General features: G+C 62.8%; 15 protein-coding genes. 4 read left to right on the top strand and 11 right to left on the bottom strand.

Annotated features, from left to right (window positions below):
• Positions 1-81: 81 nt before the first annotated feature.
• Positions 82-1161 (top strand): porin, encoded by a 1080-nt coding sequence (locus BPHYT_RS33710; RefSeq protein WP_012428602.1) that lies wholly within the window; start codon positions 82-84, stop codon positions 1159-1161.
• Positions 1162-1217: 56 nt separating this feature from the next.
• On the opposite strand, the gene BPHYT_RS33705 is transcribed toward BPHYT_RS33710, so the two are convergent.
• Positions 1218-2012 carry an SDR family NAD(P)-dependent oxidoreductase gene (locus BPHYT_RS33705; RefSeq protein ID WP_012428601.1) on the bottom strand — a complete coding sequence of 265 codons (795 nt, stop codon included), beginning with the start codon at positions 2010-2012 and terminating at the stop codon, positions 1218-1220.
• Between the two features lie 202 nt (positions 2013-2214).
• Between BPHYT_RS33705 and BPHYT_RS33700 the strand changes: the two genes are divergently transcribed.
• Positions 2215-3051, top strand: coding sequence for a TOBE domain-containing protein (locus tag BPHYT_RS33700; RefSeq protein WP_012428600.1), 837 nt, complete (start codon positions 2215-2217; stop codon positions 3049-3051).
• Between the two features lie 26 nt (positions 3052-3077).
• On the opposite strand, the gene BPHYT_RS33695 is transcribed toward BPHYT_RS33700, so the two are convergent.
• The 4 genes from BPHYT_RS33695 to BPHYT_RS33680 all read right to left on the bottom strand — a co-directional run bounded on the left by BPHYT_RS33695 (position 3078) and on the right by BPHYT_RS33680 (position 6089).
• The gene (locus BPHYT_RS33695) at positions 3078-3779 is read right to left on the bottom strand and encodes an ATP-binding cassette domain-containing protein (RefSeq protein WP_012428599.1); all 702 of its coding nucleotides are present in this window, start codon (positions 3777-3779) and stop codon (positions 3078-3080) included.
• 1 nt (position 3780) lies between these two features.
• A complete protein-coding gene (gene modB, locus BPHYT_RS33690; RefSeq protein WP_012428598.1) occupies positions 3781-4455 on the bottom strand; it encodes a molybdate ABC transporter permease subunit in 675 nt (224 codons plus the stop codon).
• 23 nt (positions 4456-4478) lie between these two features.
• Positions 4479-5252 carry a molybdate ABC transporter substrate-binding protein gene (gene modA / locus BPHYT_RS33685; protein ID WP_012428597.1) on the bottom strand — a complete coding sequence of 258 codons (774 nt, stop codon included), beginning with the start codon at positions 5250-5252 and terminating at the stop codon, positions 4479-4481.
• 135 nt (positions 5253-5387) lie between these two features.
• Positions 5388-6089 carry a phosphatase PAP2 family protein gene (locus BPHYT_RS33680; RefSeq protein ID WP_012428596.1) on the bottom strand — a complete coding sequence of 234 codons (702 nt, stop codon included), beginning with the start codon at positions 6087-6089 and terminating at the stop codon, positions 5388-5390.
• A 438-nt stretch (positions 6090-6527) separates the two neighbouring features.
• On the opposite strand from BPHYT_RS33680, the gene BPHYT_RS33675 reads away from it, so the two are divergent.
• Both BPHYT_RS33675 and BPHYT_RS37710 read left to right on the top strand, forming a co-directional pair.
• Positions 6528-7724 (top strand): extracellular catalytic domain type 1 short-chain-length polyhydroxyalkanoate depolymerase, encoded by a 1197-nt coding sequence (locus BPHYT_RS33675; RefSeq protein ID WP_012428595.1) that lies wholly within the window; start codon positions 6528-6530, stop codon positions 7722-7724.
• 108 nt (positions 7725-7832) lie between these two features.
• Positions 7833-8009 (top strand): DUF3563 family protein, encoded by a 177-nt coding sequence (locus BPHYT_RS37710; protein WP_012428594.1) that lies wholly within the window; start codon positions 7833-7835, stop codon positions 8007-8009.
• Positions 8010-8094: 85 nt separating this feature from the next.
• Here the strand turns inward: BPHYT_RS37710 and BPHYT_RS33670 are convergent, their stop codons facing one another.
• The 6 genes from BPHYT_RS33670 to BPHYT_RS33645 form a co-directional block, all read right to left on the bottom strand.
• Positions 8095-8553, bottom strand: coding sequence for a TspO/MBR family protein (locus BPHYT_RS33670; RefSeq protein ID WP_012428593.1), 459 nt, complete (start codon positions 8551-8553; stop codon positions 8095-8097).
• A gap of 53 nt (positions 8554-8606) precedes the next feature.
• Positions 8607-10106, bottom strand: a complete 1500-nt coding sequence (locus BPHYT_RS33665) for a cryptochrome/photolyase family protein (protein WP_012428592.1) — start codon at positions 10104-10106, stop codon at positions 8607-8609.
• Between the two features lie 187 nt (positions 10107-10293).
• Positions 10294-10713 carry an organic hydroperoxide resistance protein gene (locus BPHYT_RS33660; protein WP_012428591.1) on the bottom strand — a complete coding sequence of 140 codons (420 nt, stop codon included), beginning with the start codon at positions 10711-10713 and terminating at the stop codon, positions 10294-10296.
• Positions 10714-10887: 174 nt separating this feature from the next.
• The gene (locus BPHYT_RS33655) at positions 10888-11340 is read right to left on the bottom strand and encodes a MarR family winged helix-turn-helix transcriptional regulator (RefSeq protein WP_012428590.1); all 453 of its coding nucleotides are present in this window, start codon (positions 11338-11340) and stop codon (positions 10888-10890) included.
• A 172-nt stretch (positions 11341-11512) separates the two neighbouring features.
• Positions 11513-12319, bottom strand: coding sequence for a BPSS1780 family membrane protein (locus BPHYT_RS33650; RefSeq protein ID WP_012428589.1), 807 nt, complete (start codon positions 12317-12319; stop codon positions 11513-11515).
• Entirely contained in the window at positions 12310-13305 is a 996-nt protein-coding gene (locus BPHYT_RS33645; protein ID WP_012428588.1) for a homoserine kinase, read from the bottom strand. Before BPHYT_RS33645 ends, BPHYT_RS33650 begins: the two co-directional genes overlap by 10 nt.
• Positions 13306-13332: the final 27 nt, after the last annotated feature.

Raw genomic sequence — 13332 nt, 5'->3', positions numbered from 1 at the left:
CGCATAGGCCGGTAGCAAGCGCGAAATATTTATGACGATTTTAAATTATATGATTAGCTGTCCATAATATGTGAGGAGATAATGAATCGACTTTTTAGATGCATGGCAAGGCTGACTGCGTGCATCGGCGCGATATTCGTCATAGAGAGCGCGTGCGCGCAAAGCAGCGTCACGCTATACGGTCGTCTTGACGCCGGCCTCCTGTACACAAGCCGGACATTCGACGTGAAAAGCGGCAGGAATGGCGGACGTCAACTGTCGGTCATCGACAGCGGGGCTTCACCCACGTTATTCGGACTGCGAGGTGTCGAGAACATTGGCGGAGGAACCAAGGTTCTTTTCACCCTCGAAAGCGGTGTCAACCTGATGGATGGAGGTTTCAAAAATTCCAATGGAAATCTGTTCGGGCGCCAGGCATTTGTCGCATTGGCGGGTCCTTATGGTCAAGCGAAATTCGGCCTGCAATTCTCGCCATTCTTCTTGGCCTTATTTGAGACTGACCCGCGAGGGTTTTCGCAGTTCGGCAGCGGCCTCGTCAATTACGTCAATAACGTGCTGGGCACCGGCGCATTCAACGCCAATGGAATTTCCTACGCGAGCCCCTCTATTGGAGGGTTTGAAGGCAGCGCGCTTGTCGCTTTGGGCGGAAAGCCTGGCGACTATCAGGCCGGCAGGCAGTATTCCGCAAGCCTGAAATACCAGAACGGCAACTTCATGGTCAATGCGGCGTTGTATTCGGGAATCGGCGGCGGAACGGTGTCAACGCCTATTCCAACGACGCTTCAATTCTCAGGCCGCACTGTCGGCACGGTCTACAAGTTCGGTGCCGTCTCCGCAAAGGCGCAGTTCGTCAATTACAAGGTCGCAGGATCGTTCAACTCGAACCTTTATGGTCTGGGCGTGGATTGGAATGCGACGCCCGCGCTGAACCTGAACGGTGGCGTGTACTACAGAATGGACCAAAACGATTCGGCGAATTCGTCGATCATGGGTGCGATAGGCACTGTTTATTCATTGTCCGTGCGAACCGCACTCTATGCGCAGGTGGCAGCGATCAACAACCGTGGTGCGATGAATAGCGGTCTCGCCATCGGCTACGCGTTATATGGCTTGCAAGGCACGACGACTGGAGCAACGATCGGCATTCGCCATAACTTTTGACAAAAGCAGAGGCGGGCGGCCATGCCGCACGCCTCCGTGTCAGAAAAGCGCCAACCTTAAGCAATCGTATCGACCACGCCGCCGTCCACGCGCAGCGCCGCACCAGTCGTCGCCGAGGCCTGCGGCGAGCAGACATAGACGACCATGTTCGCCACTTCCTCGGTGGTGGCGGCGCGTTGAATGATCGAACTGCTTCGATGCTCGCGGACGAACTCCGTGGCGACCTGCTCGACGGTTTTGCCATGCTCTTTAGCGGTTTCTTCGACCATCGAACGGAGGCCGTCGGATAAGGTCGGTCCGGGCAGCACGGCATTCACCGTCACGCCGCTGCCGGCCGCCTGTTTGGCGATGCCGCGCGCAATGCTCAGTTGCGCCGTCTTCGAGAAACCATAAGCGAGCATATCCGGCGGAATATTCAATCCGGATTCGGACGAGATGAACACCACGCGGCCCCATTTGCGCTCCATCATTCCTTTGAGGTAGTGGCGCGTGAGACGTACGCCCGACATCACGTTGACCTGGAAGTAGCGTTCCCAGTCGTCGTCTGTGGTGCTGAAGATGTCGCCGGGTCCGAAGACGCCGAGGTTGTTCACTAGAATATCCGCCTGCGGCACGGCTTTCGCCAGCGCGTCGCAACCTTCCGACGTGCCGAGGTCGCCCGCGAAGCCTTGCAATTTCGCTTGCGGCACGGTCTTGCGGATCGTGTCGATCGCGCGGTCCACCGCCTCCTGCTTGCGTCCGTTGATGATGGTCTGCGCGCCGGCCGCGGCAATGCCGGTGGCGATAGCAAGGCCGATGCCCGCCGTGGATGCACTGACGATAGCGGTCTTGCCCGATAGATCGATGTTCACTGTCTTGCTCCTTGTTGAAGTTGCAGCGCACCGGCGGTGGCCAGCCGCGCCGAAAATGCAAAGGGCCTGGCGTTCGAAGCGTCGAACTCGAAGTATCCCATCTATCCGTTTTCGAGGTCCGCCAGCTTAGCGGCCGGCAGCGCAGGCGCGCGTCGCTATAATCATTCGTCGTTCTTTCCCCGGTCATCGACCGCGCCTCGCCATGACATCCGACCGCACCGATCCTTCCCTCGAAACGCTTGAACTCGGCGGCTCTGTCTGGTTTCAGGCGGGCGCGCAGACGCTCGGCGGCGCGTCGCGGATCGCGCTGCTCGAGGCGATCGGCGAGACCGGCTCGATCACCAGCGCGGCGAAAGAGGTCGGCATCAGCTACAAAGGCGCGTGGGATGCCGTCGACACGATGAACAATCTCGCCGGCGAGCCGCTCGTGGTGCGTCTGACCGGCGGCAAGGGCGGCGGCGGCACCACGCTGACGCCACGCGCCGTCAAACTGATCGAGACGTTTCGCGCGGTGGAGCGCGAGCATCGACGCTTTCTCGAGCGCGCGGGCGCGGCGATAGAAGGATTCGCGACGGACTGGGATCTGATCGGCCGCATCGGCGTGAAGACGAGTGCGCGCAATCAGCTCTATGGCACGGTGTCGGCGATCACGCGCGGCGCCGTCAACGACGAAATCGCGCTAACGCTGCCCGGCGGCCACGCGATCGTCTCGGTCATCACGCATGAGAGCACGGAGACGCTGGGCCTCGCCGAAGGCGCGGCGGCGTTCGCGTTGATCAAGGCGTCGTGGGTCGTGCTGCTCGTCGACAACGCAAGCGGCACGCCGCTCAAACTCTCGGCGCGCAATCAGTTGCGCGGTACGGTGCAGAGCGTGAAGCGCGGCGCGGTCAATGCCGAGGTGTCGTTGATGCTGCACGGCGGCGCGGTGATCACCGCGGTCGTCACCCATGGAAGCCTCGACACGCTTGGCCTCGTGGAAGGCGGGAGCGCCGTCGCGGCGTTCAAGGCGTCGAGCGTGATACTTGGCGTGAAGGACTGAGCGGGCGACGGGCTCGCCGTCCAGACTCAAGGCTCGCTGCGCACATACCCCGCGAACGGATGATCCTCGCGCACGCAGCCGTCAGTGACCTGCACGACCTGATCGCCGAAGGCGGCGACATCGTCGGGATCGTGCGTGATCAACACCATCGGAATATCGAGCCGCGTCTGCAGATCGGATAGTTCGCGACGCATGCGCTGACGCAAGGCGCTGTCGAGCGCCGAAAACGGTTCGTCCAGCAACAGCGCCTGAGGTTGCGCGACGAGCGCTCGCGCCAGCGCCACGCGCTGCTTTTGTCCACCGGAAAGCTGCGCCGGATGATTGCCCGCCACGCTTTTCAATTCCAGCGCATCGAGCCAGTAATCGATCTGCGGATGCGTGATGCGCTTGCGCGGATTGAGCCAGCCCTGCTGCAAGCCGAAGCCGATGTTCTGCCGCACGTTCAGATGCGGAAAGAGCGCGTAGTCCTGAAACAGGTAAGCGAGCTTGCGCGCTTGCGGTTTCAGATCGACGCCGCGCGCGCTGTCGAACAGCGCGTTGCCATGCAGCGTGATCGAGCCTTCGTCGGGACGCAGCAGGCCGGCGATCGCCTGCAAGGTCAGACTTTTGCCCGCTCCCGAGGGTCCGAACAGTACGACGCGTTGCGAGGTGGCCTTGAAGGCGACGTCGAGCGTGAAGCGGCGCTCGGCGCTCTGCAAGGTCTTGCGGATGTCGACGGCGAGCAGCATATCAACCCGACTTCAATAGGGTGTGCTGCGGCACGAGACGCCCCGCGAGCAACAGGATCACGACGCACGTCACCGAGGTTACGAGCACGAGGAAATTCGCGGTGCTGTCGTCGCCGGCTTGCACCGCCGAGTAAACCGCCACCGACAGCGTTTGCGTGCGGCCCGGCAGATTGCCCGCGATCATCAGCGTCGCGCCGAATTCGCCGAGCGCCCGCGCGAAAGCCAGCAGGCCGCCGGCGAGAATGCCGCGCGCGGCGAGTGGCAGTGTCACGCGAAAGAACACGGCCGTTTCGCTGACGCCGAGCGTGCGCGCGGCCCGTTCGAGTTGCGGATCGACCGCCTCGAAGGCGGCGCGCGCCGATTTCAGCACGAGCGGAAAAGCCACGACCGTCGACGCGATCACAGCGCCCTGCCAGGTGAATACCAACTGGATATCGAAACGGTCGAGCCAGCCGCCTATCACACCGCGCCGTCCAAGCAGGACGAGCAGGTAATAGCCGAGCACGGTGGGCGGCATGACGAGCGGCAGCATCAGCAGCGAATCGATCACGTCGCGAGCGCCCGAGCGCCAGCGCGACAAACCGAAGGCCGCCGCGACGCCGAATACGAGATTGAGCGCGGTGGCCCAGCCCGCCACTTTCAACGACAGCAAGAGCGGAATCCAGGCCTGTTGCATGAGCGTGCGTCGTCCTGGTGATGTCAATGGGCGGGTTTGAAGCCGTACTTCGCGAGCACGGCCTGGCCGGCCGGCGACAGCACGAAGTTCATGAACGCTTGCGCATCCGCGGCATGGCGGCTGCCTTCCACTTGCGCGATCGGATAGGTGATCGGCGTTTGCGTCGGCACGTTCAGCGCAATTTTGACCTTGTCCGGCATGACGGCGGCATCGGTGCTGAAGACGAAGCCGGCGTCGACTTCGCCACGCGATACGTAGTCGAGGCTTTGACGGACGTTCGCCGCCAGCACGGCCTTCGCGCTCACGGCATCCCACACGCCGGCGGCTTGCAGCGCACCTTGCGTGTAGCGGCCGACCGGCACGGACGCCGGATCGCCGTACGCCACGCGCTTCACATTCGCGGACGTCAGATCGTTCAGCGCGGTCGGCGCGAAACGGCTGTCGGTCGGCACGATCAGCACCAGCGAATTGGCGGCGAAGTCCTTACGTGTGGCCGGCACGATCACTTTTTCGGCGGCGGCCTTGTCCATGGCTTTTTGATCCGCGGACGCGAACACGTCGGCGGGCGCGCCCTTGACGATCTGCTGCATCAGCACGTCGGAGGCACCGAAGTTCAATAGCACCTTGGTGCCCGGATGCTGGTGCTCGAATGCTTCGCTGACCGCCTTGAACGCGTTGGTCAGGCTGGCGGCCGCGGAGACCACCAGTTCGTCGGCGCGCGCATTGGCGCTGATGGCGACCGAGACGGCGCTGGCGACGAACAGCGCTTGCTTCAGAAGGCGGCGGGAGAGTGTCATGAAGACTTGGAAGTCCGGCGTGACCCGGATCGGCGGGTTAAACCGCTATCGTAATATATGGCAGGTTATAACGGTGACCCATGACTATTATTCAGCGGTGCGCATGAAGCGGAATATCGAATAACGGGAGTTGATTCAGACGTCGGACGAATGCGGCGGCGCCAGCATGTTGAGCGTTTGCGACAGGGGCGCTAAGGCCGGATGGGCATCGCGCACCGCCTTCCACTTTGCGCGGATGAACGGCCGGTCATGACCGGACACTTTTAGTGCGATATGCGTGACCCAGCGCTGCGTCGGCACGTGCACACCGTGCGCCAGCACCGCGAGGACCATCATGCTGATGGCGACGGGCAGGGCCGACAACCGGCCCGGCTCCGCATGCCACGCGAGACGGACGAACACCAGCGCCGCCAGCGCACCGGTCAGACAGCCAGTAATGGCCTCAGACGGCGAATGAGCGCTCAGCACGACGCGCGACAAACCCACCGCGATCCCCGCAGCGAGGCCGAGCAGCACGCCGGCCAGACGGATGGACGGCCGCGCCGGCAAGAGCATGAGAAACAGCACGACCGGATAGACCGCGGTGGACAGCATGGCATGACCGCTGACGCCGGTGAAATCCAGTCCGCGCACGCCGACACCCCAGCCGAGGAACGCCAGCTTCGTCACCGTCACGATGCCGATGGCCGCGCCGAGCAGCAGCAGCCACGCCGCCGCCATGCGCCACGTGTAGCCGACCGCCAGCCACAGCGCAATGGCGAACGCGAGCGGCAGCGTCATGCCGGCGCCGCCGAGGCTGGTGATCGAATACCAAAGGTGGGCAGGCAAATCGGGCATGGCAAAAGGCGCGACCAAGGCCGCGTAGAATCGGGTTGGTGGTGAATTAACGTAACATACGAGCGGCGCAAGTCGCCGACTCGGCCGGCGCGGCAAAATCCGTGCGGCAGAGAATTAACCGCCAGTATAGACGGGTGCTGAAAGGCGGTCGCACTGGCCTCAAGACTTTTTGCCGCTGGGAGTTGGTTCGCGAACAAGCGGCAAAGATCCGGCCGGCCAGCGGCAGACGAAGCAGCAAGCAAGCGGAAAACGCCCAGCGCACGAGCCTTGCCGGGCTTTGACGCCCCCTTCGCGACAAGGTTCGCCGAGCGGATATCGCGGTCCCGGATAGCACTCAGAGGTGCCAGCATCGCATGAGGAATGGTGTTATTGTGCATTGCACAACAAAGTACCGTTCTACCGGACGGACCCTGTCCCTTTTTGCGAGGTTTTCCGCCAATGGCAAAAAGTCTATCGAAAATCTGGCTGCGCGGTCTCAAGCGCCTGCTCGCGATCCAGACCGAGCACGCCCGCAAGACCACCAAGCGCAGCACGACGCGACCGGCCCGCCCCGCCACCAGTAAGCCGTCCACGAAAGTTCGCCCGATCAAGCCGGCCGCGGCCGTGCGCGCGCCCGCCAAACGCGAGGTGCCGCGCGCCGCTGCGCGTGAATCGCGGGTGCGCCCGCGCGCCTCGGCATGGGCGAGCGGGTCGTGGACGCGCTCGTTCCACTCGGCGCCTGCAGCGCCCGGCCGGCTCGTCAACCACCTTCAATACGGCTTGTATGTCCCAACGGGCCATGCGCTCGAAGCCATGCCGCTGGTGGTGATGCTGCACGGCTGCACGCAGTCGATCGATGAATTCGCCGAAGGCACGCGGATGAACGTGCTCGCCGACCGTTTCGGCTTTGCCGTGGTTTATCCGGAACAGTCGAAGCACGTGCATTCGCACCGCTGCTGGCATTGGTACGACGCAGGCGAAAGCGCCGGCGGCGCCGAAGCGCGCGCGGTGGTCTCGCTGGTGGACGCGCTGGTCGCGCAGCACGGTTTCGACAGCGAGCGCGTGTATGTCGCCGGCATTTCCGCTGGCGCCGGCCTGACGGCGCTGCTCGCCCTCAACCATCCGGAGCATTTCGCGGCGGTCGCGTTGCACTCCGGCCCTGCTTTCGGCGAGGCGCGTTCCGGCATTATGGCGATGGACGTAATGCGGCGCGGCGCGCGCCGCGAACCGGCCGAACTGGTCGACGAAGCCGCCGACGTGGCGCGTTATCCCGGCATGCCGGCCCTCATCATCCACGGCGACGCCGACCATGTGGTCTCGCCGGTCAATGCCGACCAGCTGGCGGTACAGTTTCTCCGCCTGAACCGCATCGTCGACCAGAACGGAGCGCGCAAATCAGGCGAAGTCCGCGAAGACCGCAAGGGCGGCGTCGTCATGCGCGATTATCTGCGCGGTGGGCGGCGTGTGGTCCGGCTGTGCCGCGTGCAAGGGCTTGCCCATGCCTGGAGCGGCGGCGACGACGCTGTGCCGTTTCATTCCGCCAAAGGTCCCGACGCAAGCGCCATGCTGTGGGAATTCTTCAAGCATCAGCGCCGCACGGGCGCAGGCCGTATCGCTGAAGCCGACGCCGCAGCGGCTTCAGCGGGCGCTCGTTGACGGTGAAACAACATTTCGAAATGAGTGCTGGCGTCTCCCTAGGGTTTTCCCCTATAATACGGGTTATCCCTTAGGAGTTAACGCCTAAACTCATTGTCGAGGTTGACCATGTACCTGCTTAGCCGCCTGTTTCTGTTTCTGACCAAATCGCCCGATCAACTCGCGAAAGAACGCGCTGACGCTTTCCTCGCTGAAGCAACCGATCTGTACGATCTGGAATTCCGTATGCGCAAGCTGGACCGTGAGGCGCACGTCCGCCAACCGTCGTGGATGACCCAGCACTAAGTTGCATCGGTTAAAGCATCGGCGCGCATTGCAACGCCGGTGTTCAGGGTGAGGCGCCCAAGCTGTCGCAAGTCGTTGCAAGCGCTCAGACAGCCGGATTCAATTGCCACAACGCGTGATTCAACACCGCGGCGAACGCCACCCAAGCCACATAGGGCATCAATAGTCCGCCTGCCCAGCGGTCTCGTCGCCAGAATGCAAATGTCAGCGCGACGATCAATACCAGCAGTATCAGAATGTCGGCCAGTGCCACATCCGCTCGATGCAAGCCGAAGAAGAGCCACATCCAGGCTGCGTTGAACAGCAACTGCACCAGCCATAAAACGATCGCTGCGCTCAGACCGTCGCGTTTCCACACGCGCCATGCGGCAATCGCCATCAGCACATAAAGCACCGACCACGCCGGCGGGAAAACCCAGTCCGGCGGATTGAATGCGGGCTTTTGCAGCGCCACGTACCATGCGTCAGGCAGAAACCGGCTCGCGATGAACGCGGCGGCAAACGCCAAAAAAAGAAACACCACCAGCGACGGCCATCGGCGCATCCGCGAGTCTCCTTCAGATATCCAGAATCGAGCAAAGCGACGTAAGCGTGTACTCACTTGCCGAATCGGGCCAGCGTGCGCGCCCTCGCTTCGGCATGGTCGACGATCGGCGCCGGATAGTCTTTGCCCAATACCACGCCGAATTCCGCGAGCCGCTCCGTGCCCGCCAGCCACGGCGCGTGAATCCACTTCGACGGCAACCTCGCGAGCTGGGGCAAATAACGCTTGATAAAGCGACCCTCGGCGTCGAATTTTTCGGACTGCGTGATCGGATTGAAGATCCGGAAGTAAGGCTGCGCGTCGCATCCCGTCGATGCCGCCCATTGCCAGCCGCCGTTGTTCGCCGAGAAATCGAAGTCGTTCAACTGTTGGGCGAAGTACCGCTCGCCGAGTCGCCAGTCCACGCCCAGATCCTTCACCAGAAAACTCGCTGTCACCATCCGCAGACGGTTGTGCATATAGCCGGTGCGGTTCAGTTGCAGCATCGCCGCGTCGACGAGCGGGTAGCCGGTGCGGCCGTCGCACCACGCGGCAAACGCCTCGTCGGCTTCCGGGCCTTGCTCCCAGCGCAGCTGGTCGTACTCTTCCTTGAACGACGCGCCGTTCGCGAGCCGCGGATGATGCGCGAGGATCATGAAGTAGAAGTCTCGCCAGATCAGTTCCGACAGCCAGGTCGTCGAGCCTTCCCCGTCGGGTTGCAGCGACATCTCGTGGGCGAGGCGCGCGAGCGTGCGGATCGAGACCGTGCCGAAGCGCAGATGGATCGACAGATAGCTCGGACCCTTCGCGGCGGGAAAGTCGCGCCGGTCTTTGTAGCTGTCGATGCGCGTCGCGAAGTCGTCGAGCAGACGCTGCGCGCCGCTCATGCCGGCGGGCAGGTCCAGTTCGGCGAGATTGCTCGGCGCGAAGCCGAGTTGATCGAGCGTGGGTAAACGGCGGTCCAGCTTCGACGGCGGCGCGGCCAGATGCTTCGTGTAACTTTCCACCGGGTATGGCTTCAGATCGAAGGCCGTCAGTTGCTTGAGCCAGGCGTTCTTGTACGGCGTGAACACCGTGAACGGCTTGTTCTGACCGGTGAGCACCTCGTCCCGCTCGAAAATCACCTGATCCTTGAACGTTAGCCACTGGCGCCCGGCTTCCGCGAGCGTCTCGCGGACTGTCTCGTCGCGCGCGATGGCGACCGGTTCGTAGTCGTGATTCGCGAAAACCGCGTCCACGCCGAGTTCATCGGCGAGCTTCGGCACCAGGTCGGCGGGGTCGCCGTACAGCACGATCAGGCCGCCGCCATTGGCGCGTAATGCTTCATCCAGTTCGCCCAGCGCCCCAAGAATCAACTCGATGCGGCGATCCTGCGGCTGCGTATCGGGATGGCGAGCCTGCCAGGCTTCGACTAGCGGTTGCAGGATCGTCGTGTCGAACACGAATACGCACCACACGCGCTCGCAATGCTTGAGCGCGTAGTAGAGCGCGGCGTTGTCCGTGCTGCGCAGGTCACGGCGAAACCAGACCAGACCGGTGTCGAAAGAGTCGTTCAAGCGTCGGACGCGTGTCATCGGGAACGTAGATAGTGGAATTAAGGTAGGGCGACTGTGCTTCGGAGCTGCGCTGCACATTGCATGCCGCGTCTGCAAACGACACAGCGCCCGCCCCTATTGTGCAGGGTGCGGGCGCTGTCGTGGCAAGCAGCGCGGTTTTCCGCGCCGCTCGAGTGATTCTCTAGCAATGCATCGAATCCGTCGCTCAGGCGATTTGCAAGCGGACGTCGACGTTGTTGCGCGTGGCGTTCGAGTACGGGCAGACCTGATGCGCTGCGTCGACCAGTTCCTTCGCCGCGCCGGCGTCCAGGCCCGGCAGCGAGACGCGCAGGTCGATGTCGAGTGCGAAGCCGCCCTTGTCGTTCGGGCCGATGCCGACTTCCGCCGTGACTTGCGTGTCAGTCGGCAAAGTCTGCTTCTTCTGGCCAGCGACGAACTTCATGGCGCTCAGGAAACATGCGGAGTAGCCTGCAGCAAAGAGCTGTTCCGGATTCGTGCCCGCTGTGCCCGTGCCGCCCAGTTCACGCGGTGCTGCCAGCTTCACGTCCAATGCATTGTCCGACGACACTGCACGGCCGTCGCGGCCACCGGTGCTCGTTGCGCTTGCTTTGTAGAGAATGTTCATGGTGCTGCTCCTTTGTCTGGGTTGTCAGGATCTGCAAATTTGCCGCTCTTTGCTGAGCCCGCCGTTTTGGCGGAGCGCTGTCGCTGCGGCATGTGAGTAAGATAGTACACAAATCATTTGTGTGCAAATGAATTTTCGCATCGTAGCGATAGCACGCGTTTTGCAACGAACCGGCTAGTGGTCCATGTAGTCGTTGAGGGTAGCGCGCAAGCGAGTCAGGTCGTCGCGCAAACGCAGCAGAAATTCGGGCGTCTGCTGGGTCGCGCAAAAGATTTCGGCGGGCACTTCGCGCGCCTGGCGCTTGAGCGCCGAACCGGCTTTGGTGAGCCGGATATACACGAGACGCTCGTCTTCGACACCGCGTACCCGCTCCAGCAACCCTTGGGTTTCGAGGCGTTTGAGCAGCGGCGTGACCGTTGCCGAATCGAGATTCAGACGCGCGGCCATGTCCTTGACCGTGACGTCGTCGCTCTCCCACAGCACCAGCATGGCCAGATATTGCGGATACGTCAGACCCAGCTTGTCCAGCAGCGGCTTGTACGCCTTGGTCATGGCAAGCGAGGTCGAGTAGAGGGCGAAGCAGAGCTGCTCGTCGAGCGTGAAGGGCAAAGCGGGGCGCTGGGTCATGATGCATCTCGTATAAAAAGAGCGTGCAAATGGATTGCGCGCAAATCATTGTGCCGCAAATCTATGCAGCTTGACGAGTGCAGCCTGGAGATTCAGGAGATGGCGAGGGCAGGCGTCGCCGCGAAGGCGGCGCGGCGCGGGCGCCAGAACAGCGCCCGCGCCCGAATGGAACTCAAGCCGCCGGCGTGGTCGGCAAGTCAGGTGCTTCGGGCGTTTGCACGCCGAAGCAGCCGCGATAGGTCGCGTAGAACGAGCAGTAAAGCATGGTCGTGACGATCATCGTGGCGGGCATCAGGATCGCGAACGCGAAGTCGCCCGCGCCCAGCGCCTGCATCAGCGCCGACAAGCCGAGCGACACCGTCATCGCCACCGCGAACCACAGCGCGCCGAACACGATGAACGCGCCGCGGTTGCGCCAGCAACTGACGAGGCTGAAGAACATCGCCTTGACGGGCGGCACGTCATGCCACGCGGCGAGAATCGGCGAGAACCAGAAAATCATCGCCACTGGAATGTAGACCACGAAAGCCGTGATCACCGCCAGCGGGATATTGCTGTTGGCGATCGCGTCCTGATCCATCGTGGCGGCGCCGAGCATGACCTTCAGCAGCATGCCGCCGTCGGCGAGCGCTGAAGCGGCCAGCACCAGTGCCATTGCGACGACATAGAGCACGCCGAGCACCAGCAGCCGTTTGGCGACCACCGGGCCGTACGAGTGAAAACCGTCCACCAGAATGGTGGGGAACACCGGTTTGCCGGCGATCGTGTTGCGGCACGCCGCCATGAAGCCGACCGCGACGCCCGGAATGAAGGCCAGCGGCAACACGCCGCCGACCACCGGAATTTGCGCCACGAGCGTCATCACCAGCAGATAGGTGAAGAACAGCGTCAGGAACGCGAGCGGGTTCTTGCGGAACAGCCAGATACCCTGCCGGAACCACACATAGCCGGCTTTCGCGGGGACTTCGATCAGTTGCATGAGGTATGAATGCCTGGAAGTGCTACGCCGGTTAGGCGTTCGCGCAGAATGCGCTCGAAATGGCCGGGATCGTGCGGTTTGAGCAGTTCGGCCGCGCGCGGCAAATAAAAATCATACAGGCGCGAGACCCAGAAACGGTACGCGCCCGCTCGCAGCATGTCGCCCCAGTGGCGGTTTTCTTCGGCGGTGAAGGGGCGCACGGTCTGGTAGGCGCGTAGCATGGCTTCGGTGCGCGCGTTGTCGAGCTTGCCGGTGGCGAGGTCGACGCACCAGTCGTTGACCGTCACCGCCACGTCGAACAGCCACTTGTCGCAGCCGGCGAAATAGAAGTCGAAGAAACCGCCTAGGCGCACTTCGTGGCCTGTGTCCGGCGCGGCGTGCGCGAACATGGCGTTGTCGCGGAACAGGTCGGCGTGGCACGGGCCTTCGGGCAGCGCGGCGTAGTCGGCGGAGGCGAAGAAGGCTTCCTGATGCGCCAGCTCCGACGACAGCAACTCGCGTTGCTCGCCTTGCAGAAACGGCAGGATGGTCGGCACGGTTTCCCGCCACCACGGCAGGCTGCGCAGATTCGGCTGATAGCCCGTGTAGTCGCGTCCGGCCAGATGCATGCGCGCCAGCATCTGCCCGACTTCGATGCAGTGCTCGACGCCCGGCGCCAGTTCCGGCGCACCCTCGAGCTTGGTCACGATGGCAGCCGGCTTGCCATGCAAGGTGCCGAACAGCGCGCCATCTTCGCGCGGCATGGGATCCGGCACCGGTACGCGGTGCGCGGCCAGATGCCGCATCAGGTCGAGATAAAACGGCAGCTGTTCGGCCGTCAGCTTTTCGAAAATCGTGAGGACGTATTCGCCGCGCGTCGTCGTCAGGAAGAAGTTGCTGTTCTCAATACCGGAGGAAATGCCGCGAAATTCGACGACGTCGCCGAGATCGTAATGGCTCATCCATTCTGCAAGTTGGGGTTCGGTGACAGCGGTGAAGACAGCCATGCGGGAAACGTCAGATCAGGTTGGTCG

Source organism: Paraburkholderia phytofirmans PsJN (assembly GCF_000020125.1).
Taxonomy (GTDB): domain Bacteria; phylum Pseudomonadota; class Gammaproteobacteria; order Burkholderiales; family Burkholderiaceae; genus Paraburkholderia; species Paraburkholderia phytofirmans.
This window is presented reverse-complemented; position numbering and strand designations above follow the sequence as displayed.

Excerpts from the sequence above, each read along its gene's own strand:
- BPHYT_RS33710 (WP_012428602.1), top strand. The coding sequence starts at position 82 with ATGAATCGACTTTTTAGATGCATGGCAAGGCTGACTGCGTGCATCGGC.
- BPHYT_RS33700 (WP_012428600.1), top strand. The coding sequence starts at position 2,215 with ATGACATCCGACCGCACCGATCCTTCCCTCGAAACGCTTGAACTCGGC.
- BPHYT_RS33695 (WP_012428599.1), bottom strand. The coding sequence starts at position 3,779 with ATGCTGCTCGCCGTCGACATCCGCAAGACCTTGCAGAGCGCCGAGCGC.
- modB (WP_012428598.1), bottom strand. The coding sequence starts at position 4,455 with ATGCAACAGGCCTGGATTCCGCTCTTGCTGTCGTTGAAAGTGGCGGGC.
- modA (WP_012428597.1), bottom strand. The coding sequence starts at position 5,252 with ATGACACTCTCCCGCCGCCTTCTGAAGCAAGCGCTGTTCGTCGCCAGC.
- BPHYT_RS33680 (WP_012428596.1), bottom strand. The coding sequence starts at position 6,089 with ATGCCCGATTTGCCTGCCCACCTTTGGTATTCGATCACCAGCCTCGGC.
- BPHYT_RS33675 (WP_012428595.1), top strand. The coding sequence starts at position 6,528 with ATGGCAAAAAGTCTATCGAAAATCTGGCTGCGCGGTCTCAAGCGCCTG.
- BPHYT_RS37710 (WP_012428594.1), top strand. The coding sequence starts at position 7,833 with ATGTACCTGCTTAGCCGCCTGTTTCTGTTTCTGACCAAATCGCCCGAT.
- BPHYT_RS33670 (WP_012428593.1), bottom strand. The coding sequence starts at position 8,553 with ATGCGCCGATGGCCGTCGCTGGTGGTGTTTCTTTTTTTGGCGTTTGCC.
- BPHYT_RS33665 (WP_012428592.1), bottom strand. The coding sequence starts at position 10,106 with ATGACACGCGTCCGACGCTTGAACGACTCTTTCGACACCGGTCTGGTC.
- BPHYT_RS33660 (WP_012428591.1), bottom strand. The coding sequence starts at position 10,713 with ATGAACATTCTCTACAAAGCAAGCGCAACGAGCACCGGTGGCCGCGAC.
- BPHYT_RS33655 (WP_012428590.1), bottom strand. The coding sequence starts at position 11,340 with ATGACCCAGCGCCCCGCTTTGCCCTTCACGCTCGACGAGCAGCTCTGC.
- BPHYT_RS33650 (WP_012428589.1), bottom strand. The coding sequence starts at position 12,319 with ATGCAACTGATCGAAGTCCCCGCGAAAGCCGGCTATGTGTGGTTCCGG.
- BPHYT_RS33645 (WP_012428588.1), bottom strand. The coding sequence starts at position 13,305 with ATGGCTGTCTTCACCGCTGTCACCGAACCCCAACTTGCAGAATGGATG.